Below are 25,584 nucleotides of genomic sequence, written 5' to 3'. Positions count from 1 at the left end.
ATCACTTTGTGACGCGGCACGTCGAGCGGGGTCATGGGGTACTCTCGGCGATTCCGCCCGGTAGTCAAATTTGAGGAATACGTCATCGCTGCCCACAGGCGTCCCGTGGCAACACTCCCCGAGATCTCCGAACTGGTCCGCTGCTGCGCTGTCTTCGTGCCCGGTGACCCGGCACGCGAAGGAAGAATCGCCTTCTGGCACCCCGATGGCGGACGGCCTCCGCACACCGAGGCCGGCACGCCCGAGGAGCTGAGCCTCGCCGTACCCGGAGACACCGGTGCCGAGCGCGAGTCCGTACCCGCCGTGCTGCTGCCCGTACGCGCCGCGCTGCCGGTCCTCACGCGCGCGCGTGCCACCGCGCAAGCACACCCGACCGCCGTCTTCTGGGGCGCCGCCTCCGTGCTCGCCCTCCAGTTCGCGGCGCGGGGCCTGCTGCTGCCCGGGCTCACGCCGACCGATCACGACGCCTGGCGCGCGGGTCCGCTTCGGGCCGAGGACCTGGAGCGGGTCGGGGAACTGGCCGCCGCGATGCCGCCCGAGGCTCACGCGACACCTCTGGACGGTCCGGGTCCGCTGCGCCTCCCCGCGCCCGAGGCGCTGCTGCGCGCCTTCCTCGACGCCGTCGCCGACACTCTGCCCCGCTCCCCCGCCGCGAGCCTCGCGGCGGGCGCGCGGCCCTTCGCCGCGCCCGCGCCGCAGCGGGTGCCCGAGCATCGCGCGTGGGCCTCCGACGTCGCCGCGGGACACGACGCGGGCGTGCGGATCTCGCTGCGTGTCGAGGTACCGGGCCTCGATCGCGCCGCACCGGGAGCCGAGGACGAGGACGAGGAGCACGTCGCCTTCCGCGCCGTGCTCCAGATGCACAGCGTCAGTGACCCCGCGCTGGTCGCCGACGCCGCCGAGGTCTGGGCGGTGTCGGGCGCTTCGGCGAAGGCGTTCGGGCCGCGGGCCCGCATGGATGCCCTGCTCGCGCTGCGGCGCGCGGCCCGCGCCTGGGCGCCCCTCACGCCGCTGCTCTCGGCGGCCGTCCCGGACGCGCTCGATCTCGCGGACGAGGAGATCACCGACCTGCTCGGCGCCGGTGCGCGGGCCCTCGCGGCGGCGGGCGTCGACGTGCACTGGCCCCGGCAGTTGGCGCGCCGGCTGAGCGCACGCGCGGTCATCGGCCCTCCGGACGAGGGGGCACCCGCAGGGGAGAACCCTGACCGATTCCGGACGACCACCCCGTCGTTCCTCTCCGCGGACGCCCTCCTCGCGTTCAACTGGCGCTTCGCGCTGGGCGACCAGGAGCTGAGCCGGGAGGAGCTCGACCGGCTCGCCGAGGCCAACCGGCCCGTGGTCAGGCTGCGCGACCAGTGGGTCCTCATCGACCCCGAGGAGGCCCGGCGCGCCCGCGAGCACCAGGACCGCAAGGTCACGCCGATCGACGCGCTCGGCGCGGTCCTGACGGGCTCCACGGAGGTGGACGGCCGCCGCGTCGACGTCCACCCGACGGGCTGGCTTGCGGAGCTGCGGGAGCGGCTCGCCGACCCGGAGGGCATGGCGCCGGTCGGACAGCCCGCCGCGCTGGCCGCCGACCTGCGCGACTACCAGCTGCGCGGCCTCAACTGGCTGGCCCGGATGACATCCCTCGGCCTCGGCGCCTGCCTCGCCGACGACATGGGCCTGGGCAAGACGATCACGCTGATCGCCCTCCACCTGCACCGGCAGACCGCCACGGAGACCGCCGCACCGACCCTCGTCGTCTGTCCCACGTCCCTCATGGGCAACTGGCAGCGCGAGATCGAGAGGTTCGCGCCCGGCACCTCCGTACGCCGCTTCCACGGCGGGCGCCGCAGCCTGGAGGGCCTCGCCGCCGGCGAGTTCGTGCTCACCACGTACGGCACGATGCGGCTGGACGCCGCGCAACTCGCGTGCGTCGACTGGGGCATGGTCGTCACCGACGAGGCACAACACGTCAAGAACCCGCACTCGGCGACCGCGAAGGAGCTGCGGACCATCGGTGCACGCGCGCGCGTGGCGCTCACCGGCACCCCCGTGGAGAACAACCTGTCCGAGCTGTGGGCGATCCTCGACTGGACGACGCCGGGGCTGCTCGGAAAGCTCGGCACGTTCCGCACGCGTTACGCGCGGGCGGTGGAGGAGGGCAAGGACCCCGCCGCCGCTCAGCGCCTGTCCCAACTGGTGCGTCCCTTCCTGCTCAGACGCCGCAAGTCGGACCCTGGCATCGCGCCCGAGCTCCCGCCGAAGACCGAGACCGACCGCGCCGTGTCGCTCACCACCGAGCAGACGGGGCTCTACGAGGCCGTGGTGCGCGAGACGCTCGCCGAGATCTCCGGAGCGGACGGCATCGCCCGCCGCGGACTGATCGTCAAACTCCTCACGGGGCTCAAGCAGATCTGCAACCACCCGGCCCAGTTCCTCAAGGAGGGCGAGCCGCGCATCCCCGGCCGCTCCGGCAAGCTGGAACTGCTCGACGAACTGCTCGACACCATCCTCGCCGAGGAGGCGAGCGTCCTGGTCTTCACGCAGTACGTGCAGATGGGACGCGTGATCGAGCAGCACCTGGCAGCGCGCGGCGTGCCCTCGCAGTTCCTCCACGGCGGCACGCCCGTCGCCGCGCGCGAGGCGATGGTGGGGCGCTTCCAGGAGGGCGAGGTGCCGGTCTTCCTGCTTTCCCTCAAGGCAGCGGGTACGGGCCTCAACCTCACCCGGGCCGAACATGTCGTGCACTACGACCGCTGGTGGAACCCCGCGGTCGAGTCGCAGGCGACGGACCGCGCGTACCGGATCGGGCAGAACAGGCCGGTGCAGGTGCACCGTCTGATCGCGGAGGGGACGATCGAGGACCGGATCGCCGACATGCTGGTCCGCAAGCGGGAGCTGGCCGACGCCGTGCTCGGCTCCGGCGAGGCGGCCCTGACCGAACTGACCGATTCCGAACTAGCCGATCTGGTCGAGCTGCGAGGGGGCGCGCGATGACGGACCGTCACGAATATGACGACGACCTGTTCGACACCGAAGGCACCAGCGAGGGGTCCGACGCCTCGGATGAGGAACGTGTCTTCGCCGCGCTGGCGCCCGTCCAGGGGCGCGGATTCGCGCAGTCGTGGTGGGGGCGGACCTGGCTCAAGGCACTGGAGGACACGGCTCTCGACCTCCAGCAGCTGAAGGCGGGGCGCCGGCTCGCGCGCGCGGGGTCCGTGGGGGCGGTCTCGGTGCGGCCCGGGCGGGTCACCGCGGTCGTCGGGGACCGGGGCGGCGCCGTGTACCGCGCCGACGTGCTGCTGCAACAGCTGAGCGAGGAGGAGTGGGACCGCTTCCTCGGGATGGCGGTCGAACGGGCGGGGCACATCGCGGCGCTGCTCGACCGTGAGATGCCCCCGCACCTGGTCGAGGACGCGGCGGCGGCCGGTGTGGAACTGCTGCCCGGTATCGGCGACTTGGAGCCGCGCTGCGGGTGTGACGCGTGGGACCACTGTGCCCACACGGCGGCGCTCTGCTATCAGCTGGCCCGTCTCCTCGACCAGGATCCGTTCGTACTGCTGCTGATGCGCGGGCGTGGCGAGCGGGTGCTGCTCGACGAACTCCAGGTGCGCAGCGTCGCGTCCGCCTCGGCCGGATCCGCCGACGAGGAGGCCGACGAGGAGCCGGTGGACGCGGACGGCGTCGACGCCACGGAGGCCTTCGCGGCGGGGAGCATACTGCCGCCGCTGCCCGCCGCTCCCCCGGTGCCGTCCGAGGCGGGGCCCGTACCGTCTCTGGACACGGATACGGAGCCGCCCACCGGGACGGATGTGGCGGCGCTGGAGTTCCTCGGGGCGCGGGCGGCCGCCGAGGCGCATCGAATGCTGACGGATGCGCTGACTGCTGGCCACGAACTCCGGGCACCGGCTGAGGAATTGATGATCCATCAGGATGCTGTCCGGCTGGCCGCCGGCGCCCCCGAGGCGTGGATCGGGGCCCGGCTCGCGGAGGGGTCGGGGCGGGACGGCGAGGGTCTCGCGACGGCCGTGCTGGCGTGGGAACACGGAGGCACCGCCGGCCTGTCCGCCCTGGAGGACGAGTGGACGCCGGACGCGGAGACCGCGGCACGCGCGCGTACCGCTGTCGAAGCGGCCTGGGACGCCGGGGAGCGCCCGCCGTTGCGGGCGACCGGCAATCGGTGGACGGCCGCCGACACGGGCACACAGATCCGCCTCGGCCGCGACGGCCACTGGTGGCCGTTCCGCGAGAACCGCGGCCGGTGGCTCCCGGCGGGCCCGGCGGCCCATGACCCGGCCGCGGCGCTGTCGGCCGCCGTCGGGGACGAGTGACGTCCGCCGGGGTGAACACGCGCCTGTGTCCACCCCGGCAGGCCCTGCTCACCCACCGGCGCCGCAAGCGCTTGCCCTCGCTCCCTACCGAACCCTCCCCGCCCTCCGTAAGATCCCCGGCGCAAGTGGTCCAGTCCACTCACGCGCTTGGAGTGCTCCATGAACCTCGGTCGCCGTACCGTGCTCACCGCCCTCGGCTCCGCCGCCGCACTCGCCGCGTCCGCGCCCGGTGCCACCGCCGAGAGCGCGGCGGCCTCCCGCACCCCGGCCGCCGACGCCCTGGCCCGACTGCTGCCGCGCCACCACGACCAGGTCACCTTCCGCACCGTCCCCCGCCCTGCCGATGGCACGGGCGACGCGTTCAGGGTGTCGGGGTCCGGAGGCCGCATCCTCGTCGAAGGCACCACGCCCGCCGTGCAGTTGACGGGCTTCCACCAGTACCTCCGCCACCACGCCCACGCGCACTTCTCGTGGAACGGCGAGCAGACCGAGTCCCTGCCGGCGCGGCTGCCCGGCCTCGCCGCACCCCTGACGCGCGGCGCCAACGTCGCCCACCGGTTCGCCTTCAACGACACCAACGACGGCTACACAGGCCCGTATCACGGCTGGGACTACTGGGAGCGCGAGCTCGACGTCCTCGCCTTGCACGGCTTCAACGCGGTCCTCGTCCACCTCGGCGCCGACACCGTCTACCACCGCACGCTCCAGCAATTCGGCTACGGCGACGCCGAGATGCGCGCGTGGATCGCGGGCCCGGCTCACCAGCCGTGGTGGCTGCTCCAGAACATGTCCGGATTCGGCGGCCCCGTGTCGCGGCAGCTCCTCGACCGGCGTGCGGCGCTCGCCCGCAGAGTCGTCCGCCGGATCCGCGAACTCGGCATGACCCCGGTGTTCCCCGGCTACTTCGGCACCGTCCCGCCCGGCTTCACGGACCGGAACCCGGGCGCGCACACAGTCCCCCAGGGCGATTGGGTCGGCTTCACGCGCCCCGACTGGCTCGACCCGCGCGACCCGCACTTCGCCAGGATCGCGGAGACGTTCTACCGCGTGCAGAGCGAACTGCTCGGCGACACCACCATGTACAAGCTCGACCTGCTCCACGAGGGCGGCAAGCCGGGTGACGTGCCGGTCGGCGAGGCCGCCAAGGCGGTCGAGAAGGCACTGCGCACCGCTCATCCCGGCGCGATCTGGAACATCCTCGGCTGGCAGTCCAACCCTCGCCGCGACATCCTCGACGCCGTCGACCGCTCGAAGATGTTCATCGTCGACGGCCTCTCCGACCGCTTCCCCTCGGTGACCGACCGCGACAAGGACTGGGCGGGCACGCCCTACGCGTTCGGCTCGATCTGGAACTTCGGCGGCCATACGACGATCGGCGCCAACACCCCCGACTGGGCGGCGCTGTACGAGAGTTGGCGCACCAAGGAGAACAGCGCCCTGGACGGCATCGCGCTCATGCCCGAGGGCGCCGACAACAACCCGGCCGCATTCGCCCTCTTCAGCGATCTGCCGTGGACGGACGGACCGGTCGAGCTGAAGAGCTGGTTCGACCAGTGGCCGGTGCAGCGCTACGGCGGGCACGACGCGCACGCGGTGACCGCCTGGGACGTCCTGCGCCGCACCGCGTACGGCACCACGCGCGCGGACAGCTGGAGCGAGGGCCACGACGGCCTGTTCGGCGCCCGGCCTGATCTGGACGTCTCCAGCGGGGCGTCCTGGTCGCCGGGCGCACTGCGGTACGACCCCGAGGAGTTCGCACGCGCCCTGCCGGAACTGCTCGCGGTCGCACCGGGCTTGCGCCGCAGCTCCGCGTACACCTACGACCTGATGGACGTCACCCGGCAGACGATCTCGCACCGCAGCCGCATCCTGCTGCCGCGGATCAAGGCCGCGTACGACGCCAAGGACCGCGCGGCGTTCGGGGAACTGACGGGTGAGTGGTTCACGTGGCTCGGGCTGCTGGAGGAGACCGTCGCCACGCAGCCGCGGCACCTGCTCGGGCGCTGGATCGCCGACGCGCGCGCGTGGGGCGCCGACGAGGAGGAACGGGACCGTCTCGAGTACGACGCGGTGTCCCTGGTGACGGTGTGGGGTCCGCGTTCGGGCGCCGACGACGGGGGTCTGCACGACTACGCGAACCGCGAGTGGGCCGGGCTCATCGGCGGCCTCTACACACTGCGCTGGCGGACCTATTTCGACGGACTCGCGGCCGCCCTCGCCGACGGCACGGCACCGCGGCCGGTCGACTGGTACGCCCTTGAGGACGGCTGGGTCCGCGACCACCCGGCGTACTCCGCACGGCCCTCGGGCGACATCGTCCGTATCGCCCGCAAGGTCGCCGCACAGCTCTGACCACGCGGCACGACCGCTGAAGCCGGTGCCCTCCGCCGCGCGAAGGGCACCGGCCGATTCGGCTAGCGGATCGGCAGACCCGAGAGGGTGCGGGCGATCACCAGGCGCTGGATCTCGCTGGTGCCCTCGAAGATCGTGTAGATCGCGGCGTCGCGGTGCATGCGCTCGACGGGGTACTCACGGGTGAAGCCGTTGCCGCCGAGGATCTGGATGGCCTGGCCGGTGACCTTCTTGGCGGTCTCGCTCGCGAAGAGCTTCGACATGGAGCCCTCGGCCGACTCGAACTTCTTGCCCGTGGCCGCCATCCAGGAGGCACGCCACACCAGGAGCCGCGCCGCGTCGATCTGCGTGCGCATGTCGGCGAGCTGGAAGGCGACGCCCTGGTTGTCGAGGATCGGGCGGCCGAACTGCGTACGCGTCCTGGCGTACTCCAGGGCCTCCTCGTAGGCGGCGCGGGCCGTGCCCACCGCCATCGCGCCGACGGCCGGGCGGGACGCCTCGAACGTGGCCATGGCGGCGTTCTTCACGCGCTCGCCGCCGCCGGCCTTGGCGCGCTCACGGGCGCGTGCCATGCGCTCGTCGAGCTTGTCCTTGCCGCCGAGCAGACAGGAGCCGGGGACGCGTACGTCCTCGAGGACGACCTCGGCGGTGTGCGAGGCACGGATGCCGTGCTTCTTGAACTTCTGGCCCTGCGACAGACCCGGCGTGTTCGGCGGGACGATGAAGGAGGCGTGGCCCTTGGAGCCGAGCTCGGGGTCGACGACGGCGACGACGACGTGGACGTTGGCGATGCCGCCGTTGGTCGCCCAGGTCTTGGTGCCGTTGAGCACCCACTCGTCCTTGGCCGCGTCGTAGACGGCGCGGGTGCGCATGGAGGCGACGTCGGATCCGGCGTCCGGCTCGGACGAGCAGAAGGCGGCGACCTTGACATCGTTGGCGTCGCCGTACATCTGGGGGATCCAGGTGCCGATCTGCTCCTCGGTGCCGTTGGCGAGGACGCCGACCGCGGCGAGCCCGGTCCCGACGATCGACAGGGCTATGCCCGCGTCACCCCAGAACAGCTCCTCCATGGCCATCGGGATGCCGAGACCCGTCGGGTCGAAGAACTGCTGCGCGTAGAAGTCCAGGGAGTAGATTCCGATCTTGGCGGCTTCCTGGATGACCGGCCACGGCGTCTCTTCGCGCTCGTCCCACTCGGCGGCCGCGGGACGGATCACATCGGCGGCGAACCCGTGGAGCCAGTCCCTGACTTCCTTCTGCTCGTCGTTCAGATCCATCGTGAACTCGGCCATGACCCCTCCAGCACTGCGTACACTTCACACGTTACTTGCGGTAACGGCAGTCTGTTACTCGCCAGTAGCCCCTGTCAACTCCCGGCAGCCCGTTCGATGCCCCCAGCGCGTCGAGTGTTACGTTTCCCGTGCGTCAGGCCATCGCACGGGCGGGGAGAAACCTCATGGAGACCACACAGCGGACGGAACAGCAGACGTCTGCCGAGCGCCGGCGGCGTGAGCTGCTGGAGGCCGCGGACCGCGTGGTGCTCCGCGACGGGCCCGGTGCGTCCATGAACGCCATCGCGGCCGAGGCGGGCATCACCAAGCCGATCCTCTACCGGCACTTCGGCGACAAGGGCGGCCTCTACGCCGCGCTCGCCAAGCGCCACACCGACGCGCTCCTCGCGTCGCTGCGGGCCGCGCTCGACGCCCCGGCCGAGCGCCGGGAGCGGGTCGAGTCGACGCTCGACACCTATCTCGCGGCGATCGAGGCGCGCCCCCAGGTGTACCGCTTCCTCATGCACCCCTCGGAGAGCGTGTCCGAGAGCGCGGCGCCGGGCGAGCAGGGCTTCTACGTGGGCAAGCACTCCGCTCCCCTGCTGCGCCGCATGGGCGAGGAGCTCGCCGAGGTCATCGAGGAGCGCGTCGACCTCGGCCCCGGAAGCCAGCAGCTCGCACGGGTCTGGGGCCACGGAATCGTCGGCATGATGCACGCCGCGGGCGACTGGTGGCTCGGCGAAAGGCCCTGCTCGCGGAGCGAGTTGGTGCGCAGCCTCGCCGACCTGCTGTGGGGCAGGCTCGCGGCGGCGGGCGACAAGGTGGGCGGGCCGGGGTTCTAGCCGGGAGGCTCTAGGACGCCGCCGTGCCGGTCGCCCAGGAGGCCCGCGCCGCCTGGCGCAGCACCCTGCGGCGGCGCCACCCCGTGACGTGGTCCGTGTAGACCCGCCCCTCCAAGTGGTCGCACTCGTGCTGGAGGCAGCGGGCGAACCAACCCGTGCCATGCACGACCAGGGGCTCTCCCCGCAGGTCCACGCCCTCGACGAGGACATGGTCGAAGCGGGGCGTACCCGCCTCCAGGCCCGGCAGCGAGAGACAGCCCTCCGGGCCGCGCACGACCACGCCGTCCGCCTCGACGAGGCGCGGGTTCACGATGTGCCCGAGGTGGCGGACGTCCTCGTCGTCGGGGCAGTCGTACACGAACACCCGCGCGGACTCACCGATCTGGTTCGCCGCGAGGCCCACGCCCCGGGCGGCGTACATCGTCGCGAACAGGTCCTCCACAAGACGGCCGAGCGAGGGCCCGAAATCTGTCACCTCCTCGCAGGGCGTGTGCAGCACGGGATCACCGAGCAGGGTCAGGGGTCGTATGCGCCCGGAGGCGCCCGGGATCGAGCCGTGTCGCATGGCCGTAAGGGTACGGTCAAGGCGAGCCCCGGATCCGGGGTGGTGCCGCGGTTCGGGCTCAAAGGTGGATCTCGATAGGCTGACTCCACCAAGCGATGCCGGGGGCAGGCGCGGCGCCGTACGCAAGGAGGATCCAGAACGATGTCAGGCAACTCGGAGCCGCTGACTCCGCGGGCCAAGCTGGCCGTCACGGCGGGCAAGGCGGCCGCGGCGGTGTCCCGCGCGGCGGGCCGCGGCAGCGGATCGGTGATCGGCGGCAAGGTCGCGCTCAGGCTCGACCCCGAGCTGCTCGGGCGGCTTGCGCAGCATCTGGACGTGGTGCTCGTCTCGGCGACGAACGGCAAGACCACCACCACGCGGCTGATCGCGGAGGCCCTGCGCGCCGCCGGCCCCGTCGTGTCGAACGCGCTCGGCGCGAACATGCCCGCGGGCATCACGTCGGCGCTCGCCGGCGGCTCGGACGCGAAGTTCGGCGTGATCGAGGTCGACGAGAAGTACCTCGCGGGCGTCGCCCGCGACACCGCTCCCAAGGCGATCGCTCTGCTCAACCTCTCGCGCGACCAGCTCGACCGTGCCGCCGAGACCCGCATGCTCGCCGAGAAGTGGCGCGAGGGCCTTGCCGGTTCCAAGGCGATCGTGATCGCGAACGCGGACGACCCGCTGGTCGTCTGGGCCGCGTCCTCCTCGCCGAACGTGGTGTGGGTCGCCGCCGGTCAGGAGTGGAAGGACGACGCGTGGTCCTGCCCGTCGTGCGGCGGCGTGATGCAGCGCCCCGGCGACGACTGGTACTGCGGCGAGTGCGGCTTCCGCCGTCCGACGCCCAGCTGGGCACTCCAGGGCGACTACGTCCTCGACCCGCACGGTTCGGCCTGGCCGATCCACCTCCAGCTCCCCGGCCGCGCCAACAAGGCGAACGCGACCTCGTCGGCCGCCGTCGCCGCGTGCTTCGGCGTGCCGCCCCAGGTGGCCCTCGAGCGCATGTACCAGGTGCAGGCGGTCGCGGGGCGCTACGACGTCGTGCAGTTCCTCGGCCGTGACCTGCGTCTGCTGCTCGCGAAGAACCCGGCGGGCTGGCTCGAAACGTTTTCCCTGATCGACCCGCCGCCCACCCCGGTGATCCTTTCGGTCAACGCGCGCGGCGCCGACGGCACCGACACCTCCTGGCTGTGGGACGTCGACTACACGCGTCTGGCCGGTCACCCGATCTTCGTGATCGGCGACCGCAGGCTCGACCTCGCCGTGCGGCTCGAGGTCGCCGGTCTGGACTTCCGGGTCTGCGAGAGCGTCGACGAGGCGGTGCAGTCCGCCCCGCCCGGGCGGATCGAGCTGATCGCCAACTACACCGCGTTCCAGGACGTCCGCCGCCGCGTCGGCAACTGAGACCCCGCAGAGGATTCATGAGCATGAGCGACAACGGCCTTCGTCTGGTCTGGGTCTACCCCGACCTCCTGAGCACGTACGGCGACCAGGGCAACGCCCTCGTCGTGGAGCGCCGCGCCCGCCAGCGCCGCCTCGACGTGCACCGGATCGACGTACGCAGCGACCAGCCGGTACCCACCTCCGGCGACATCTATCTGATCGGCGGCGGTGAGGACCGGCCGCAGCGTCTCGCCGCGGAGCGGCTGCGCCGCGACGGCGGTCTCCAGCGGGCCGTGGCCAACGGCGCGATCGTCTTCTCGGTCTGCGCCGGTTACCAGATCCTCGGCCACGAGTTCATCAACGACCTGGGCGAGCGCGAGCAGGGCCTCGGCCTGCTCGACGTGGTGTCCACCCGTGGTGAGGGCGAGCGGTGCGTCGGCGACGTACTGGGCGACATCGACCCGCAGTTGGGGCTCCCCCCGCTGACGGGCTTCGAGAACCACCAGGGCATCACGCACCTCGGCCCGTCGGCGCGGCCCTTCGCCCGCGTACAGATCGGCAGGGGCAACGGCACGGGTGACGGCACGGAGGGCGCGTTCAACGACACCGTGTTCGGCACGTACATGCACGGCCCCGTCCTCGCCCGCAACCCGCTGATCGCGGACCTGCTCCTGAAGCTGGCCCTCGATGTCAACGCGCTGCCGCCGGTCGACGACCGCTGGTACGAGGCGCTGCGCAACGAGCGGATCACGGCGGCACAGCAGCCCGCCTGATCACGCTCCCGCACAAGTGAGCGGGTCAGTCCAGCAGGCGGACGCCCGGTGCGGCCCCGCCCCCTCCCGCCGGTAGGGTGGCGGGGATCCAGCCCGGACGACGTGGTCCGGTCATCGGCCCACGTTGCAAAGGTTTTCGGGCTATGCGTATTGGTGTCCTCACCTCCGGCGGAGACTGCCCCGGCCTGAACGCCGTGATTCGTTCGGTCGTGCACCGTGCCGTCGCCGACCACGGCGACGAGGTCATCGGCTTCCACGACGGCTGGAAGGGCCTGCTGGAGTGCGACTACCGCAAGCTCGACCTGGACGCGGTGGGCGGCATCCTCGCCCGCGGTGGCACGATCCTCGGCTCGTCGCGGGTCCAGCCCGCGCATCTGCGCGACGGCGTGGAGCGGGCCAGGGGCCATGTCGCGGATCTGGGTCTTGACGCGATCATCCCGATCGGCGGAGAGGGCACGCTGAAGGCGGCCCGCCTGCTGTCCGACAGCGGCCTGCCGATCGTCGGTGTACCGAAGACGATCGACAATGACATCGCCGTCACGGACGTCACCTTCGGCTTCGACACGGCCGTCGGCGTCGCGACCGAGGCACTCGACCGCCTCAAGACGACCGCCGAGTCCCACCAGCGCGTCCTGATCGTCGAGGTCATGGGCCGTCACACCGGCTGGATCGCGCTGCACTCGGGCATGGCCGCGGGCGCCCACGCCATCGTCGTGCCGGAGCGCCCCTTCGACATCGAGGAGCTGGCCGCGAAGGTCGGCGAGCGGTTCTCCGCGGGCAAGAAGTTCGCCATCGTCGTGGCCGCCGAGGGCGCCAAGCCCGCCCCCGGTTCCATGGAGTTCGACGAGGGCGCCAAGGACATGTACGGCCACGAGCGCTTCGCGGGCATCGCCACGCGGCTCTCCGGTGAGCTGGAGCAGCGCCTCGGCAAGGAGGCCCGCCCGGTGATCCTCGGTCACGTCCAGCGCGGCGGCACCCCCACCGCGTACGACCGGGTGCTCGCCACGCGCTTCGGCTGGCACGCCGTCGAGGCCGTGCACCGCGGCGAGTTCGGCATGATGACGGCGCTGCGCGGCACGGACATCGTGATGGTGTCGCTCGCCGAGGCCGTGGAGACGCTCAAGACGGTCCCGCAGGAGCGGTACGCCGAGGCGGAGTGCGTTCTGTAGTCCGTGCTTGAAGAGTCTGCCCCCGGTCGCAGCCGCGACCGGGGGCAGTTCTACTCTGGTGCGGACAGACAGCCCACAACCAGTACCAATCAGGAGCCGGCGGATGGATCACAGCGGGCACGGCATGAACATGGATCTGCCGCCGTTCACGCTGGGGCGAGGCCTCGAATGGTCGGCGGACCCCTTCTTCCTGATCGGGTGCCTGGTGGCGCTCGGCCTGTACGGCTGGGGTGTCGTGCGGCTCGCACGGCGCGGTGACAGCTGGCAGGTGGGCCGCACGCTGTCGTTCGTCGTCGGTGTGCTGACCGTGATGCTGGTGATGTGCACCAAGCTGAACGACTACGGCATGGTCATGTTCTCCGTGCACATGGTGCAGCACATGGTGATCAGCATGCTGTCGCCGATCCTGCTCCTGATGGGCGCGCCGATCACGCTCGCGCTGCGGGCGATGCCGGTGGCTCGGCGTGGCACCAAGGGGCCGCGCGAGCTGCTCCTGATGTTCCTGCACAGCCGGTACATGCGGATCATCACGCATCCCGCGTTCACGATCCCGCTGTTCATCGCGAGCCTGTACGCGCTCTACTTCACGCCGATCTTCGACACCCTGATGGGTTCGAAGGTCGGACACCTCGGCATGATGGTGCACTTCCTCGCCGTCGGCCTGGTCTTCTTCTGGCCGATCATGGGCGTGGACCCGGGCCCGCACCGCCCCGGTTACGTGATGCGGATGCTGGAGCTCTTCGCGGGCATGCCCTTTCACGCGTTCTTCGGCATCGCGCTGATGATGGCGTCCGGGCCGATGATCGGCACGTACGAGCACCCGCCGGCCTCGCTCGGGATCGACGCGCTGGCGGACCAGACGGCGGCGGGCGGCATCGCCTGGGCGTTCAGCGAGGTGCCCTCGGTGCTCGTGCTGCTCGCGCTGCTGTTCCAGTGGAAGAAGTCCGAGGACCGGCAGGCACGCCGCAAGGACCGGGCCGCTGACCGTGACGGCGACCAGGAGCTGGCCGCGTACAACGCGTACCTCGCCTCACTGAACACACGCGGGCAGTAGCGCCCGGCACCCCTGAGGGGTGACCATGGTGTTCAGCCGTGGTCCGGGCGCTGCACCGTCCGGGTTGCCGGGAGGAGGCGGGCGATGCCCGGATCGATGAAGACGATGGGGGTGCTCACCGTCGGCGCCCTCGTCGCGGTGACGGCCTACACGGTGGCACTCGGGAGCAATGGCTGGCTGTGGTTCGGCTGGGTCGTTCTCGGTCTGCTCACCCTCGCGATGGCCGCGTCGCGCAGCACCTGACGCCTGGCGCGGTGCCGCGCGAGAGCGGGTCCCCGGCGTCAGAAGCGGAAGACGTATCCGGTCGACGCTTCCATCGTGCACGCGTTGGCGAACGTCTTCTGCCAGGTGATCTGCTTGCCGCGGTATGTGCCGCTCGCACTCACGGTGACCGGGGCGTAGACCTGGGTGCACATCTCCAGATCCGCGACGAGCGCGTCCAGATTTCCGTGCGCCCTGTCGAGTGCGCCGCACGCCTCGGACGCGTGCGGGTGGTGTCCCCACGCCTCCGGCTCGCAGCGCAGGAGCTCACCGCGCATCCACGCGCCCTGGTCCCCGGAGACGGTGAGGAAGACCCCCTGGGGCGCGGGCGGGTCGGTGGCGGTGGCGCGGGCGGGGCCGGCCGCGGCGAGCGCGGTGACGGCTGCGGCGAGGGCCGTGAGGGTCGCGGCGACGAGAACGGGCGGGCGCATGCGGGACCTCCGGTGAGGGTGCGGGACGAAGGGAGGCCAGGGCACTCCCTGCACGGTGCAGCCGCCAAGCGGACGCGCCGTGCGATCCCCCGGCCGGAGGTCCGGCGAGGTCCGAACGGGCTCTCGCGCGCGGGCCCCCGATTGGTTACTGTGCGCACGCATCTGGATCCACGGGAAAAGGCGGCCAGCATGTTCTACCGACTGCTCAAGTACGTGATTCTGGGCCCACTGCTGCGGCTGGTGTTCCGGCCCCGGATCGAGGGGCTCGAACACGTGCCGGAGTCGGGCGCGGCGATCGTCGCGGGCAATCACCTGTCGTTCTCGGACCACTTCCTGATGCCGGCCATTCTGAAGCGGCGCATCACGTTCCTGGCGAAGGCGGAGTACTTCACGGGGCCCGGCATCAAGGGCCGGCTGACGGCCGCGTTCTTCCGCAGCGCCGGGCAGATTCCCGTGGACCGCTCCGGCAAGGAGGCGGGCCGGGCGGCGATCCGCGAGGGCCTCGGCGTGCTGAGCAAGGGCGAGCTGCTCGGGATCTACCCGGAGGGCACGCGCTCGCACGACGGGCGGCTCTACAAGGGCAAGGTCGGCGTGGCCGCGATGGCCCTCAAGGGGCAGGTCCCGGTGATCCCCTGCGCGATGATCGGCACCTTCGAGGCGCAGCCGCCCGGCCAGGTCATCCCGAACCTCCACCGTGTGACGATCCGCTTCGGCGAGCCCCTGGACTTCTCGCGCTATGCGGGCATGGACGGCGAGAAGGCGATCCTCCGCGCGGTCACGGACGAGATCATCTACGCGATCCTCGGCCTGTCCGGCCAGGAGTACGTCGACAAGTACGCGGCCGACGTCAAGGCCGAGGCCGAAGCGGCCAAGGAGAAGGCACGGAAGTTCCCGCGGATGCCTCTGAGCTGAGCCCGGGGCGGTTCGGGCGCCCGGCGGCGACGGCATGCGGACGGCCCGGCCTCTGGGGGAGGCCGGGCCGTCGCAGGTTCACCGCGGGACGGTGGTTACGGCTTGGGCGTGGCGTGCGGGGTGCAGGTCACGTCCTTGCTGTCCGTCTTGCCGGTGAGCAGGTAGGTGTCGACCCGGTCGTTGATGCACGGGTTGGTCAGGCCGGTGACACCGTGGGAGCCCGCGTCCTTCTCGGTGATCAGGCGCGAGCCCTTGAAGCGCTGGTGCAGCTCGACGGCGCCCTTGTAGGGGGTGGCCGCGTCACGCGTCGACTGGACGATCAGGACGGCGGGCAGGCCCTTGCCGGTCTTCACGTTCACGGGAGTCTGCTGCTTGGTGGGCCAGGTGGCACACGGCAGGTTCATCCACGCGTTCGCCCACGTCATGAACGGATAGTCCTTGTTCAGACGCGTGTTGTCGCGGTCCCACTTGTTCCAGCTGGTGGGCCACTTGGCGTCGGCGCACTCGACGGCGGTGTAGACGGCGTTGCCGTTCTCCGACGAGGCGTTGCCCGCGGTGTCGGACATGTCGGGGGCCGCGGCATCGACGAGCGCCTGGGTGTCGCCCGCGACGTACTTGCTCCACACCTGAGCGACCGGCACCCACGACGAGTCGTAGTACGGGGCGCTCTGGAAGAAGGCGATCAGCTCGGCGGGGCCGACGACGCCGCCGATGGGGTTCTTCTTGGCGGCGGCGCGCAGCTTCAGCCACTGGGCCTCGACCTTGGCCTGCGTGTCACCGAGGTGGAAGGAGGCGTCGTTCTTCGCCACCCACGACGTCCAGTCGTTCCAGCGGCCCTGGAAGGCGACGTCCTGGCCGAGGTTGGCCTCGTACCAGATGTTGTCGCGCGACGGGTCGACGACGCTGTCGACGACCATGCGGCGGACGTGGCCCGGGAAGAGCGTGCCGTAGACGGCGCCCAGGTAGGTGCCGTAGGAGACGCCCAGGTAGTTGAGCTTCTTCTCGCCGAGGGCGGCGCGGATGACGTCGAGGTCGCGCGCGGTGTTCGGCGTGGTCATCTGCGGCAGCATGTCGCCGCTGCGCTCGGCGCAGCCGTCCGCGTACTCCTTGGCGAGCTTGCGCTGGGCGAGCTTGTCGGCCTCGGAGTCGGGGACCGGGTCGGCCTTGGGGGCCTTCACGAACTCCTGCGGGTCGATGCAGGAGATCGGCGCGGAGTGGCCGACGCCGCGGGGGTCGAAGCCCACGAAGTCGTATGCCTTCGAAGTCTTCGTCCACAGCGGGTTCTTGGTGGTCACGCGTGCCGGGAAGCGCATGCCGGAGCCGCCGGGGCCGCCCGGGTTGTAGACGAGGGCGCCCTGGCGCTCGTCCTTGGTGCCGGTGGAGCCTATGCGGTCGACGGCCAGCTTGACCTGCTTGCCGTACGGCTTCGCGTAGTCGAGCGGCACCGTCACCCAGCCGCACTGGATGGGCTTGGCTATGCCCCAGTCGGCGGGGCAGTCCTTCCAGTCGATGCCGGCCTTGGCAGCACGGGCCGCCGCGACGGCCGCACCGCGGGCCTCACGGTCCTGGCCGGTCCGGGAGTCCGCGCTCGCCACCGGCGCCGCCATCGCTCCGGCAATCAGGGTCGCCGCCACCAGGGTTCCGGCGGAGCCGATCACCGCCGTCCGGCTGCTTCGACTGGTAAGTCGAGTCCGTCTCAACTGGGCCTCCGTACATCGATTCGATCGTTACTTCGATCGGGTTCTCGATCAGTACGGGGATCCTCGCGCCTACACCGTCCCTGACAACAGGGACAGTTGACGTTCTTTACCAATCCGATAAACGGTATAACTCGTCCCGGTGAGCGGAATGGGCCCGTACGGTCGTTTGGTTCGGACCGGCCGGGCTCCCTTGGGCCGTCGCTCAGGCCAGGCGACGCAGGGCGTCGTCGAGTGTTCCGCGCAGCCGCAGCGCGTCGGACGCGAGAGCCGTGACCAGGACCGCCGGCCCGGCGAGCGGCGTCAGCGCGGCGTTCTCGCCGAGCAGCGCGGGAGGCGGCCTGTCCTTCTCGAACTCGGGCTTCACGACCACGAGTTGACCGAGCGCCCGGTGTCCCCCGAGCACGGCGGGGCCGTCCCAGCCACCGGGTGCGCCGGGACCGCAGGCCAGCTCCTGATCGAGCAGCGGCCGGCCCGCCCGGTGGACGGTGAGCCGGCTGGTGAGCCGGCCGGGCTCCTCTGCGGTGCGGCCGAGCACCTGCTCCTCACGCAGTACGAGCCGGGCTCCCGGGGCGAGTTCGACCCGCGTGGTGACGCGCAGGTCGCTCTCGCACGCGGAGATCAACTGCTCGGGCAGCCAGTGCAGTTCGGCCCCGTCGTCGACCGTGAGACGGACGTCGTAGCGCGCCTCGCCCTTGGCCTGGCCGGGCAGGGCGATCGTCGCCGCGACGGACCCGATGCGCAGGCGGGCACCGGCCGTCGCATGCGCCTCGACACTCATGTGGTCGCCGCCGAGCGGCCCGCTCATCGCACCGACGAGCATGACGCGCGCGTCGGGACCGGTCGAGCGAATGCGGCGCAGGGCCAGGGAGCCCTCTCCGTCGAGGACGGGCAGACAGGTGCCGCCCCGGCCGTCGTCGCTCGCCGTGATGCGGGCCGTGGAGCGTACGCCTGCTGTCATGCCGTCCACGCGGTGAGCTGTCCGCGCACCCAGTCGGCGACCTCACGCACACCGTCGGCGGAGCGCAGGGACTGGAGGACGACGGGGAGTTCGGCGCGCTGGGCCTTGGCGTCGGCGGACATCCGGGCGAGGTCGGAGCCGACGTACGGGGCGAGGTCCGTCTTGTTGATGACGAGCAGGTCGGCGGTGGTGACGCCGGGGCCGCCCTTGCGCGGGATGTCGTCGCCGCCGGCGACGTCGATGACGAAGACCTGCGCGTCGACGAGGCCGCGCGAGAACGTGGCGGTGAGGTTGTCGCCGCCGGACTCGACGAGGATCAGGTCGAGCGGCCCGACCTCGTCCTCCAGGTCCTCCACGGCCTCCAGGTTGGCGGAGATGTCGTCGCGGATGGCGGTGTGCGGGCAGGCGCCGGTCTCCACGGCGGTGATGCGCTCGGGCGGCAGCACGGCCTCGCGGAGCAGGAACTCGGCGTCCTCACGCGTGTAGATGTCGTTCGTCACGACGGCGAGGGACAGCTCGTCGCGCAGCGCGCGGCAGAGCGCGGCGACAGTGGCCGTCTTCCCGGAGCCGACGGGGCCGCCGAGGCCGATACGGAGGGAGCGGCGGGTGCCGTCGGGACGGCGGGCGTCGGCGCTGACCGCGGCGGGGCCGTCGTGCGAGTGGTCGAGGTGCATGGTGTTACTCCAATCGTTCTGTGTGGAGGACGGGACGCCAGGGGCGCCAGGTCGCGTCCTACGACGCGAACAGGCGTACAGCCCAGGCCGCGTGGGCCTCGGCCCCCACCTCCAGCAGCGGCGCGGACGCCGCGGGCAGTGAATCCACCCCTTCGGTGACGGCGCGTGCCGCCGCCTCGGCGGCCGCCGTCGCGACGCGGTCGATGTCGTCCGCGAGGCGCGCGAGCCCCGCCGTCGCGTCGAACGGATCGAGGCTGAGCAGCCTGACCGTCGCGGTGGCCGGCCCACTGACGCTCTCGTACGCGGAGCAGTAGGCGGCGTCGGCGGGGCCGAGGCCCGCGGCCCGCGCGGTGAGGCCGAGGACCACCGGCTGGTGCGACCCCTTGGGGAACCGCTGGGCGAGCGCGTCGAGTTCGGGGTGCGGCCAGGCCGCGCGCGCGGCGCGCATGAGCTGTCTGCCGAGCCTGCGCGCAGCGGTGCGCAGGGCGGGCGAAGGCGTACGGGCGTCAGCGGCCTCGTCCAGGCTGACCGGGTCGAGGCCGAGCGCGGCGGCGGCCGCCAGGGACGCCGACACCAGCCCCGTGGTGTGCAGACGGCCCCGGCAGAATTCCTCCAGGCTCGCCGCGCCGGTGATGCGTCCCGCCTTGACGGCGGCCTCCGCCCCGCCGGAGTGGGCATGCCCACCGGCGGGGAAGCGGCCGTCGGCCAGGACGAGTAGTGCGGCTCGTGTCATGACTCTTCTTCTCGGCCCGTCAGAACAGGAAGTAGCGCTGGGCGAGCGGCAGTTCGGCGGCGGGCGCGGGCTCGACGAGTTCGCCGTCGATGGTGACGGCGAAGCTGTCGGGGGCGACCTCGACCCTCGGCAACGCGTCGTTCTCCCGCATGTCCGCCTTCGTGCGTCCCCGTGTCGAGCGGATCGGCACGAACTTCCTGTCGAGACCGAGGCGTTCGGGCAGACCGTCGTCGAGGGCGGTCTGCGTCACGTAGAAGAACGAGTTCGAGGCGGGGGCCCTGCCGTGGGCACCGAACATGGGGCGGGGCAGGACGGGCTGCGGCGTGGGGATGGACGCGTTGGCGTCACCCATTTGTGCGTACGCGATCTGGCCGCCCTTGATGACGAGCTGCGGCTTGACACCGAAGAACCGGGGGTCCCAGAGCACGAGGTCGGCGAGCTTGCCGGTCTCGACGGAGCCGATCTCGTGGTCGATGCCCTGCGCGACGGCCGCGTTGATCGTGTATTTGGCGACATAGCGACGGGCACGCCGGTTGTCGGCGCGGGTGTCGCCGGGGAGTTGGCCGCGGCGGCGCTTCATGACGTGCGCGGTCTGCCAGGTCCGCAGGACGACCTCGCCGATGCGGCCCATCGCCTGGGAGTCCGAGGACATGATCGAGATGGCGCCGATGTCGTGAAGGATGTCCTCGGCCGCGATGGTGGTGGGCCGGATCCGGGACTCGGCGAAGGCCAGGTCCTCGGGGACGGCCGGGTTGAGGTGGTGACAGACCATCAGCATGTCGAGGTGTTCCTCGACGGTGTTGACGGTGTGCGGCCGGGTCGGGTTGGTCGAGCTCGGCAGCATGTTGGGCAGCGAGACGGCCGTGATCATGTCGGGCGCGTGACCGCCGCCCGCGCCCTCGACGTGGAAGGCGTGCAGGGTACGGCCGGCCACGGCGTCGAAGGTGGCGTCGACGAAGCCCGCCTCGTTCAGGGTGTCCGTGTGGACGGCCAACTGTGCGCCGGTGACCTCACAGACGTTCAGGCAGGCGTCGATGACGGCGGGGGTCGCGCCCCAGTCCTCGTGGATCTTGAAACTGACGGCGCCCGCGCGCAGTTGGGCGTACATCGACTCGGCGGACGTGGTGTTGCCCTTGCCGAGGAAGCCGATGTTGACGGGGCTCGACTCCATCGCCTCGAACATGCGGGCAAGATGCCACGAACCAGGGGTGATCGTGGTCGCCTTGGAGCCCTCGGCCGGGCCGGTCCCGCCGCCGATGAGTGTGGTGACACCGGAGGCGAGTGCCTCGTCGACGATGGTCGGCGAGATGAAGTGGATGTGGGTGTCGATGGCGCCGGCGGTGACGATCTTGCCATTGCCCGCGAGGATCTCGGTCTCGGGCCCGATGACGAGGTCGGGGTGGACGCCGTCCATCGTGTCCGGGTTGCCGGACTTGCCGATCGCGGTGATCCGGCCGTCCCGTATACCGATGTCGGCCTTGACGATGCCCCAGTGGTCGATGATCACGGCGCCGGTGATGACGGTGTCGGGGGCGCCGTCCGCGCGCGTAGCGCGTGACTGGCCCATGGACTCGCGGATCACCTTGCCGCCGCCGAACACCGACTCGTCGCCGGAGAGTCCGGGGCCGCCGGAGCGGTCCCCCTCGATCTCGATCAGCAGGTCGGTGTCCGCGAGGCGGATGCGGTCGCCTGTGGTGGGGCCGAACAGGTCGGCGTAGGCGGCGCGGGAGAGTTCAGCCATCGAGGGCACCTCCGGTCCGGCCCCGCAGACCGGGCACGATGCGCCGGCCGGCCAGAGGCACGAGTTCGATGTCGACAGGGATTCCGGGCTCGAAGCGCACGGCGGTCCCTGCGGCGACGTTGAGTCGCAGACCGTGCGCTGCGGCACGGTCGAACTCCAGACCGGGATTGGCCTCGGCGAAGTGATAGTGGGAACCGACCTGGACGGGCCGGTCGGCGGCGTTGAGCACGGTCAGACGGGTGACCTCGCGGCCCTCGTTGAACACGACGGGCTCGTCCGCGAACAGGATCTCTCCGGGGATCATGGAAACGCTCCCCCCGTCAGACGATCGGGTCATGGACGGTGACGAGCTTCGTGCCGTCGGGGAAGGTCGCCTCGACCTGCACATCGTGGATCATCTCGGGGATGCCCTCCATGACGTCGTCGCGCGTGAGCACCTTGCGACCGGACGACATGAGTTCGGCTACGGTCCGGCCGTCACGTGCGCCTTCGAGAATGTGCGACGTGACAAGAGCGATCGCCTCGGGATGGTTGAGCTTCAGACCCCGGGCCCGGCGCTTCTCGGCCACGTCGGCGGCCACATGAATGAGCAGTCTCTCCTGCTCGTGCGGGGTCAGTTGCACGGCTCCCACCTCACAGTCCTTCACTCCGGACCGTGCGGGGTCCGGCTGCCGCGGCCACCGCGACGGGTATAGATGTAACATACAAGAAATGCACACGATCTTGTGCATCCCGGTTACAAAAGCCCCTGGTGACGTGCGGTGCAGGCTAATTGCGGGGAGTTTCAACGAGGTTAACCACCCTTTGACCCGCTCATGACTGCCAGCTGGGCTCACCCATACCCATGAGGGCCTGCAGGCCGTTCTGCAAAGTTTCGACATGGGCCTCCCCGGACAGGGCCTGCCACGCGGCACCAGCAGGCCGTGACCGCCGAGGCGCCGTGACCCGCCGAGGCCCCGAAGGGCACGCGGGTGCGGAGGGCTGGAGGCGCCGACGATGCCGCTGCCGACCGAACCGGTCGGCCGCATAAGCCAGTTCACGCCGTCGGGCACCGGCGGAACGCTGCCGCGCTCGGTCGCACTTCGACAGGGTGTGGGGCTTGACGCCCGCCATCACGCCGGCGGCGTGAGCGGGGCTCGGGCTCGTATACGTACCGCTCGGCGGGCTGCGCAAGAAGCGGGGCGGCGCCGAAGAAGGGGCCAAGGAGCCCAAGTCACTTGATCCAGGCCCCGCTTGAGGCCTGGCATACGCATCCGACCTACCAGGTCAGCCAGATCTGCCGGACCTCACCGACCTCACCGACCTGACCGACCTCCCGACCTGACCGACCTCCCCGACCTACCTGACCTCCGGCCCCCGGTGCTCCGCGGCGATGCCGAAGCGGTGGCGGTCGCCGCCGGTGGACGAGGTCGAGCCGATACTGGAGACGGAGCTGATCACTTGCTCGTCCTCCGGCTCCCCCAGGGCCTCCAGGCGCTCGAGATCGGCCGCGGAGACCAGCGCGACGAGCGGCTTGCCGTGCCGGGTCACGACGACGCGCTCCCCGCCGTACACGACGCGGTTGATCAGATCGGCGAGCTCAGCGCGGGCTTGCGTCACCGGAATCTCGTAGGCCATGTCCTCCAGCTTAGACCGGGCCCACAGCACGGACACGTTCCGTGACCGCACAGCGACCCACAGGTGGGACGGCGGCCCGGCCGGGACGGTTCGGACCACTGCCGTTGTCAGTGGCCGCGCGTAGCGTCGACGTGTCAACTGTTCGTGCTGCATGGCTGCTTGCGCGGATCCGACGGAGCCCCGCCCGGAACAGCGCCCGCGGCGGGGCCTCGCGCGCCTAGGCTCCGCGCATGGAACAGAGCGAGATCATCTTGCGCGCAATCGGCGTCCTGACCGAGACCCAGGAAATGGTGCGCAGGCTCAGCAAGGATGCCGAGCCCGACATCGAGGCCGAGGACGCCCAGCTCGGGCGCCTGGTGACAGAGGTGTTCCCCTCCATCGAGATCCCGGCGGAATCGAGCGTGGAGGAGGCGGCGGAGGCCACCGTCGCGGCACTGATGCCGGTGACGATCTCCCTGGTGGGCGCGTTCGCGTTCCTCTTCTCCGAGCTCGCCGAGGTGCATGACTCGGGCCGGACGGACATCAAGACCGCCGACCTCCTGCAGCACCTCGCGCTACGCCTGTCCAGGTCGGACGACGGCGACCAGTAGCCACGACACAGGAGAACGGAGCAGGGGGTCGGCCGGCGCCTCGGGCGCGGGCCGGCCCCTTTTCGCGTCTCTCGCAGCCCGAGCCCTCCTTTTCGCGCTTCTCGCATCCTGAGCCCTACCCGGCCATCCGTACGTCCTGTACATTTTTTACAGAAGCAGCGACCGAGTTCCGCGCTCACGGAGGCATGTGCCATGAACCGACCTTCCGCCCGCTACGTCCTGCCCGAGTTCACCGAGCGCACCTCGGCCGGGCACCGCACCCTCGACCCGTACTCCAAGCTCCTGGAGGAGCGGATCGTCTTCCTGGGGACGCCGATCGACGACACCTCCGCGAACGACGTGATGGCGCAGTTCATGCACCTCGAGTACGCCGCGCCGGACCGGGACATCTCGCTGTACATCAACTCCCCCGGCGGCTCGTTCAGCGCGATGACGGCGATCTACGACACGATCCGGTTCGTCAGCTGCGAGGTCGAGACCGTGTGCCTCGGGCAGGCCGCCTCCGCCGCCGCCGTGCTCCTGGCGGCCGGGACGCCGGGGAAGCGGGCCACGCTGCCCGGCGCGCGCGTGGTGATCCATCAGCCGGGGCTGCCCGAGCCCGCGCAGGGCCAGCCGACCGACCTGGAGATCCAGGCCCGTGAACTGGTGCGTATGCGCGCCCAGCTGGAAGAACTGCTCGCGCGGCACACCGGGCAGAGCCGCGAGCGCATCGCCGCCGACATCGAGCGGGACACGATCCTCCGGGCCCAGGACGCCGTGGAGTACGGGCTCGTGGACCGGGTCATCGACAACCGCAAGACGTCCGGTTCGGCCTCCGGCGCCAGGTGAGCCGGTCATGCTGCCGCCCGAACTGCCCCCGCTGCCCGCACTGACGCGCGCCGAGTGCGAACTCCTCGACCGCTATCTGGAGGTGGTCGATCTGCTCGGCAGGATCAACCCGGCCAGGAGCAACCACACGTATGGCGGACTGCGCGCCGCGCAAGCGCTCGTCGGCAGGGCGACGGCCCTCAGGGATGCCCTGACGCTCATGCATCAGCGGGGCGAGAGCGAGGTCCACGCGACGACACTCGCCCAGGCTTTACGGGTCCTGGACGGAGAAAGGAGGGCACAACGGGTCACAGTTCCACCGGAGCCGATCAATTGACGGTGCATTCGAGACCGAAGCGATCGACGCGAACCGTCCGGCCCCGCGCCGAAACGGACCAGAAGAGGTACCCACATACGGAGTAGCAGGTACCCGCACATGCGAACCGGAAAAGTTGCGCGGAACGCCTACGCGGAGTCCGGAATTCTGCCTTCCGCTGCTGGTACGGACGTCGTTGGGACCCCCGCGCCGTGGTGGAAAGGTGTGCTGTCCACCCGAACAGGTCAGTCGTGAGGACACTCACTTAACGCCGATTCGGCTCTGCATTCGCGCCGTTCGTGCGTGAAGATCCCATCCGACGACAAGCCCCCGCCGCCGCGGCGGGGCGGTCCGTGCGGACGCCGAGTCCTGCCGCCGTACGGATGCCAGGTCGACAGAAGTGGATCGGCAGGAGTGGAGGACCCGAGCACGACGGGCCGCCGGAGCTGTTTTCCGGGCCGGCCCTTGGGGTGAAGCCGCACATCGCGGCCGGGCAACTTCGCCAGCCCGAATCCGACAGGTCATCCTTCACAGGCGGCTGACGAAGGGTTGCGCATGACTGCGCTCAATCGTGTCCCGTCGCTGCTCGCCCGGGCCGGAACCGCCTCGGCCCTCACGCTCGCCGTAGCGGGTGGCAGCCTGCTGGTCCCCGGAGCCGCGCCCGAAGCGGAAGCCGCGCCACCAGCGACGAAAGCACTCCAGATCGCGGCCTCCAAGAAGGGAAGCCCTTACCGATGGGGCGCCTCAGGACCACACACGTTCGACTGTTCGGGCCTGACGCTCTACTCGTTCAAGGCCGCGGGCAAGAGGCTGCCCCGCACCGCCGCCCAGCAGTACAACAAGACCCGCCATGTCTCCGCGTCCCATCGAAAACGCGGTGACCTGGTCTTCTTCCATTCGGGCCGCGGCGTCTACCACGTCGGCATCTACGCCGGGAAGGGGAGGATCTGGCACTCGCCGAAGACCGGTGCCGTGGTGCGGCTCGAGCGGATCTGGACGAAAAGCGTCTGGTACGGGCGCGTGCGCTAGCGCCACCTGACGGGTCCCCGGGAGCCCTGGGGACCCCGTCAGGCGCCGGAGGGTGCTCGCGCCCGCCCTGTCCGCCTCAGCACCGCGCAATGGGGTACTCGTGGTCGTATGGAC

General features: G+C 71.0%; 25 protein-coding genes and 1 riboswitch. Of the genes, 14 read left to right on the top strand and 11 right to left on the bottom strand.

Translation table 11 applies throughout. The features are described 5' to 3' along the window. Positions 1 to 33 precede the first annotated feature (33 nt). The 3 genes from OG456_RS31740 to OG456_RS31730 all read left to right on the top strand — a co-directional run bounded on the left by OG456_RS31740 (position 34) and on the right by OG456_RS31730 (position 6,668). Positions 34 to 2,982: a DEAD/DEAH box helicase gene (locus tag OG456_RS31740; protein ID WP_266566978.1), complete on the top strand. Its 2,949-nt coding sequence runs from the start codon at positions 34 to 36 to the stop codon at positions 2,980 to 2,982. Then, positions 2,979 to 4,316 carry an SWF or SNF family helicase gene (locus OG456_RS31735; RefSeq protein WP_266566976.1) on the top strand — a complete coding sequence of 446 codons (1,338 nt, stop codon included), beginning with the start codon at positions 2,979 to 2,981 and terminating at the stop codon, positions 4,314 to 4,316. Before OG456_RS31740 ends, OG456_RS31735 begins: the two co-directional genes overlap by 4 nt. 159 nt (positions 4,317 to 4,475) lie before the next feature. Beyond that, complete coding sequence (locus OG456_RS31730) at positions 4,476 to 6,668, top strand: alpha-N-acetylglucosaminidase (protein ID WP_266566974.1); 2,193 nt, start codon at positions 4,476 to 4,478, stop codon at positions 6,666 to 6,668. Positions 6,669 to 6,730: 62 nt separating this feature from the next. Here the strand turns inward: OG456_RS31730 and OG456_RS31725 are convergent, their stop codons facing one another. Next, a complete protein-coding gene (locus OG456_RS31725) occupies positions 6,731 to 7,960 on the bottom strand; it encodes an acyl-CoA dehydrogenase family protein (protein ID WP_266566973.1) in 1,230 nt (409 codons plus the stop codon). A gap of 164 nt (positions 7,961 to 8,124) precedes the next feature. On the opposite strand from OG456_RS31725, the gene OG456_RS31720 reads away from it, so the two are divergent. Then, a complete protein-coding gene (locus OG456_RS31720) occupies positions 8,125 to 8,781 on the top strand; it encodes a TetR family transcriptional regulator (protein WP_266566971.1) in 657 nt (218 codons plus the stop codon). 10 nt (positions 8,782 to 8,791) lie between these two features. Here the strand turns inward: OG456_RS31720 and def are convergent, their stop codons facing one another. Beyond that, positions 8,792 to 9,346 carry a peptide deformylase gene (def, locus tag OG456_RS31715; RefSeq protein WP_266566969.1) on the bottom strand — a complete coding sequence of 185 codons (555 nt, stop codon included), beginning with the start codon at positions 9,344 to 9,346 and terminating at the stop codon, positions 8,792 to 8,794. Between the two features lie 141 nt (positions 9,347 to 9,487). Here def and OG456_RS31710 point away from each other — a divergent pair, with 141 nt between their 5' ends. The 5 genes from OG456_RS31710 (at position 9,488) to OG456_RS31690 (ending at position 13,944) form a co-directional block, all read left to right on the top strand. Then, on the top strand, positions 9,488 to 10,726 hold the full coding sequence (locus OG456_RS31710) for a Mur ligase family protein (RefSeq protein WP_100597528.1): 1,239 nt from the start codon (positions 9,488 to 9,490) through the stop codon (positions 10,724 to 10,726). Between the two features lie 23 nt (positions 10,727 to 10,749). After that, complete coding sequence (locus OG456_RS31705; RefSeq protein ID WP_266566966.1) at positions 10,750 to 11,478, top strand: type 1 glutamine amidotransferase; 729 nt, start codon at positions 10,750 to 10,752, stop codon at positions 11,476 to 11,478. Between the two features lie 143 nt (positions 11,479 to 11,621). Further along, on the top strand, positions 11,622 to 12,647 hold the full coding sequence (locus OG456_RS31700) for a 6-phosphofructokinase (RefSeq protein ID WP_266566964.1): 1,026 nt from the start codon (positions 11,622 to 11,624) through the stop codon (positions 12,645 to 12,647). Between the two features lie 103 nt (positions 12,648 to 12,750). Continuing rightward, on the top strand, positions 12,751 to 13,701 hold the full coding sequence (locus OG456_RS31695; protein ID WP_266566962.1) for a cytochrome c oxidase assembly protein: 951 nt from the start codon (positions 12,751 to 12,753) through the stop codon (positions 13,699 to 13,701). Between the two features lie 84 nt (positions 13,702 to 13,785). Beyond that, entirely contained in the window at positions 13,786 to 13,944 is a 159-nt protein-coding gene (locus tag OG456_RS31690) for a hypothetical protein (protein WP_266566960.1), read from the top strand. 38 nt (positions 13,945 to 13,982) lie between these two features. On the opposite strand, the gene OG456_RS31685 is transcribed toward OG456_RS31690, so the two are convergent. After that, positions 13,983 to 14,393, bottom strand: coding sequence for an SSI family serine proteinase inhibitor (locus OG456_RS31685; protein WP_266566958.1), 411 nt, complete (start codon positions 14,391 to 14,393; stop codon positions 13,983 to 13,985). Between the two features lie 189 nt (positions 14,394 to 14,582). Between OG456_RS31685 and OG456_RS31680 the strand changes: the two genes are divergently transcribed. After that, a complete protein-coding gene (locus OG456_RS31680) occupies positions 14,583 to 15,305 on the top strand; it encodes a 1-acyl-sn-glycerol-3-phosphate acyltransferase (RefSeq protein ID WP_266566956.1) in 723 nt (240 codons plus the stop codon). A gap of 95 nt (positions 15,306 to 15,400) precedes the next feature. On the opposite strand, the gene OG456_RS31675 is transcribed toward OG456_RS31680, so the two are convergent. The 8 genes from OG456_RS31675 to OG456_RS31640 form a co-directional block, all read right to left on the bottom strand. Then, complete coding sequence (locus OG456_RS31675; RefSeq protein WP_266569498.1) at positions 15,401 to 16,912, bottom strand: alpha/beta hydrolase; 1,512 nt, start codon at positions 16,910 to 16,912, stop codon at positions 15,401 to 15,403. A gap of 295 nt (positions 16,913 to 17,207) precedes the next feature. Further along, positions 17,208 to 17,963: an urease accessory protein UreD gene (locus tag OG456_RS31670; protein ID WP_266566954.1), complete on the bottom strand. Its 756-nt coding sequence runs from the start codon at positions 17,961 to 17,963 to the stop codon at positions 17,208 to 17,210. Further along, positions 17,960 to 18,637: an urease accessory protein UreG gene (gene ureG / locus OG456_RS31665; RefSeq protein ID WP_266566952.1), complete on the bottom strand. Its 678-nt coding sequence runs from the start codon at positions 18,635 to 18,637 to the stop codon at positions 17,960 to 17,962. The genes OG456_RS31670 and ureG overlap by 4 nt, the downstream gene beginning before the upstream one ends. 58 nt (positions 18,638 to 18,695) lie before the next feature. Continuing rightward, complete coding sequence (locus tag OG456_RS31660) at positions 18,696 to 19,370, bottom strand: urease accessory protein UreF (protein WP_266566950.1); 675 nt, start codon at positions 19,368 to 19,370, stop codon at positions 18,696 to 18,698. A gap of 19 nt (positions 19,371 to 19,389) precedes the next feature. Beyond that, on the bottom strand, positions 19,390 to 21,111 hold the full coding sequence (locus tag OG456_RS31655; protein ID WP_266566948.1) for an urease subunit alpha: 1,722 nt from the start codon (positions 21,109 to 21,111) through the stop codon (positions 19,390 to 19,392). Then, positions 21,104 to 21,415: an urease subunit beta gene (locus OG456_RS31650; protein ID WP_227293444.1), complete on the bottom strand. Its 312-nt coding sequence runs from the start codon at positions 21,413 to 21,415 to the stop codon at positions 21,104 to 21,106. Before OG456_RS31650 ends, OG456_RS31655 begins: the two co-directional genes overlap by 8 nt. A 16-nt stretch (positions 21,416 to 21,431) precedes the next feature. Beyond that, positions 21,432 to 21,734, bottom strand: a complete 303-nt coding sequence (locus OG456_RS31645; RefSeq protein WP_116501972.1) for an urease subunit gamma — start codon at positions 21,732 to 21,734, stop codon at positions 21,432 to 21,434. 715 nt (positions 21,735 to 22,449) lie between these two features. Further along, the gene (locus OG456_RS31640) at positions 22,450 to 22,728 is read right to left on the bottom strand and encodes a type II toxin-antitoxin system Phd/YefM family antitoxin (protein ID WP_266566943.1); all 279 of its coding nucleotides are present in this window, start codon (positions 22,726 to 22,728) and stop codon (positions 22,450 to 22,452) included. A gap of 230 nt (positions 22,729 to 22,958) precedes the next feature. On the opposite strand from OG456_RS31640, the gene OG456_RS31635 reads away from it, so the two are divergent. The 4 genes from OG456_RS31635 to OG456_RS31620 all read left to right on the top strand — a co-directional run bounded on the left by OG456_RS31635 (position 22,959) and on the right by OG456_RS31620 (position 25,470). After that, complete coding sequence (locus OG456_RS31635; RefSeq protein ID WP_266566941.1) at positions 22,959 to 23,318, top strand: hypothetical protein; 360 nt, start codon at positions 22,959 to 22,961, stop codon at positions 23,316 to 23,318. A 192-nt stretch (positions 23,319 to 23,510) separates the two neighbouring features. Beyond that, a complete protein-coding gene (locus tag OG456_RS31630) occupies positions 23,511 to 24,146 on the top strand; it encodes an ATP-dependent Clp protease proteolytic subunit (RefSeq protein ID WP_266566939.1) in 636 nt (211 codons plus the stop codon). 7 nt (positions 24,147 to 24,153) lie between these two features. Continuing rightward, positions 24,154 to 24,462, top strand: coding sequence for a hypothetical protein (locus OG456_RS31625; protein WP_266566938.1), 309 nt, complete (start codon positions 24,154 to 24,156; stop codon positions 24,460 to 24,462). Between the two features lie 329 nt (positions 24,463 to 24,791). Beyond that, a riboswitch (cyclic di-AMP (ydaO/yuaA leader) is annotated at positions 24,792 to 24,993 on the top strand. A 3-nt stretch (positions 24,994 to 24,996) separates the two neighbouring features. Continuing rightward, positions 24,997 to 25,470, top strand: a complete 474-nt coding sequence (locus OG456_RS31620; protein ID WP_266566937.1) for a C40 family peptidase — start codon at positions 24,997 to 24,999, stop codon at positions 25,468 to 25,470. The last annotated feature ends 114 nt before the right edge of the window (positions 25,471 to 25,584 follow it).

It is taken from the genome of Streptomyces sp. NBC_01446 (assembly GCF_026340095.1).
Classification (GTDB): Bacteria; Actinomycetota; Actinomycetes; order Streptomycetales; family Streptomycetaceae; genus Streptomyces; species Streptomyces aureus.
Note: the sequence above shows the minus strand (reverse complement) of the source record. Positions and strands in the feature narration are given on the sequence as shown.

Excerpts from the sequence above, each read along its gene's own strand:
- OG456_RS31655 (WP_266566948.1), bottom strand. The coding sequence starts at position 21,111 with ATGGCTGAACTCTCCCGCGCCGCCTACGCCGACCTGTTCGGCCCCACC.
- OG456_RS31635 (WP_266566941.1), top strand. The coding sequence starts at position 22,959 with ATGGAACAGAGCGAGATCATCTTGCGCGCAATCGGCGTCCTGACCGAG.
- OG456_RS31685 (WP_266566958.1), bottom strand. The coding sequence starts at position 14,393 with ATGCGCCCGCCCGTTCTCGTCGCCGCGACCCTCACGGCCCTCGCCGCA.
- ureG (WP_266566952.1), bottom strand. The coding sequence starts at position 18,637 with ATGCACCTCGACCACTCGCACGACGGCCCCGCCGCGGTCAGCGCCGAC.
- OG456_RS31625 (WP_266566938.1), top strand. The coding sequence starts at position 24,154 with ATGCTGCCGCCCGAACTGCCCCCGCTGCCCGCACTGACGCGCGCCGAG.
- OG456_RS31740 (WP_266566978.1), top strand. The coding sequence starts at position 34 with ATGGGGTACTCTCGGCGATTCCGCCCGGTAGTCAAATTTGAGGAATAC.
- def (WP_266566969.1), bottom strand. The coding sequence starts at position 9,346 with ATGCGACACGGCTCGATCCCGGGCGCCTCCGGGCGCATACGACCCCTG.
- OG456_RS31675 (WP_266569498.1), bottom strand. The coding sequence starts at position 16,912 with ATGGCGGCGCCGGTGGCGAGCGCGGACTCCCGGACCGGCCAGGACCGT.
- OG456_RS31710 (WP_100597528.1), top strand. The coding sequence starts at position 9,488 with ATGTCAGGCAACTCGGAGCCGCTGACTCCGCGGGCCAAGCTGGCCGTC.
- OG456_RS31695 (WP_266566962.1), top strand. The coding sequence starts at position 12,751 with ATGGATCACAGCGGGCACGGCATGAACATGGATCTGCCGCCGTTCACG.
- OG456_RS31725 (WP_266566973.1), bottom strand. The coding sequence starts at position 7,960 with ATGGCCGAGTTCACGATGGATCTGAACGACGAGCAGAAGGAAGTCAGG.
- OG456_RS31705 (WP_266566966.1), top strand. The coding sequence starts at position 10,750 with ATGAGCGACAACGGCCTTCGTCTGGTCTGGGTCTACCCCGACCTCCTG.
- OG456_RS31670 (WP_266566954.1), bottom strand. The coding sequence starts at position 17,963 with ATGACAGCAGGCGTACGCTCCACGGCCCGCATCACGGCGAGCGACGAC.
- OG456_RS31620 (WP_266566937.1), top strand. The coding sequence starts at position 24,997 with ATGACTGCGCTCAATCGTGTCCCGTCGCTGCTCGCCCGGGCCGGAACC.
- OG456_RS31720 (WP_266566971.1), top strand. The coding sequence starts at position 8,125 with ATGGAGACCACACAGCGGACGGAACAGCAGACGTCTGCCGAGCGCCGG.
- OG456_RS31700 (WP_266566964.1), top strand. The coding sequence starts at position 11,622 with ATGCGTATTGGTGTCCTCACCTCCGGCGGAGACTGCCCCGGCCTGAAC.
- OG456_RS31735 (WP_266566976.1), top strand. The coding sequence starts at position 2,979 with ATGACGGACCGTCACGAATATGACGACGACCTGTTCGACACCGAAGGC.
- OG456_RS31680 (WP_266566956.1), top strand. The coding sequence starts at position 14,583 with ATGTTCTACCGACTGCTCAAGTACGTGATTCTGGGCCCACTGCTGCGG.
- OG456_RS31690 (WP_266566960.1), top strand. The coding sequence starts at position 13,786 with ATGCCCGGATCGATGAAGACGATGGGGGTGCTCACCGTCGGCGCCCTC.
- OG456_RS31640 (WP_266566943.1), bottom strand. The coding sequence starts at position 22,728 with ATGGCCTACGAGATTCCGGTGACGCAAGCCCGCGCTGAGCTCGCCGAT.
- OG456_RS31660 (WP_266566950.1), bottom strand. The coding sequence starts at position 19,370 with ATGACACGAGCCGCACTACTCGTCCTGGCCGACGGCCGCTTCCCCGCC.
- OG456_RS31730 (WP_266566974.1), top strand. The coding sequence starts at position 4,476 with ATGAACCTCGGTCGCCGTACCGTGCTCACCGCCCTCGGCTCCGCCGCC.
- OG456_RS31650 (WP_227293444.1), bottom strand. The coding sequence starts at position 21,415 with ATGATCCCCGGAGAGATCCTGTTCGCGGACGAGCCCGTCGTGTTCAAC.
- OG456_RS31630 (WP_266566939.1), top strand. The coding sequence starts at position 23,511 with ATGAACCGACCTTCCGCCCGCTACGTCCTGCCCGAGTTCACCGAGCGC.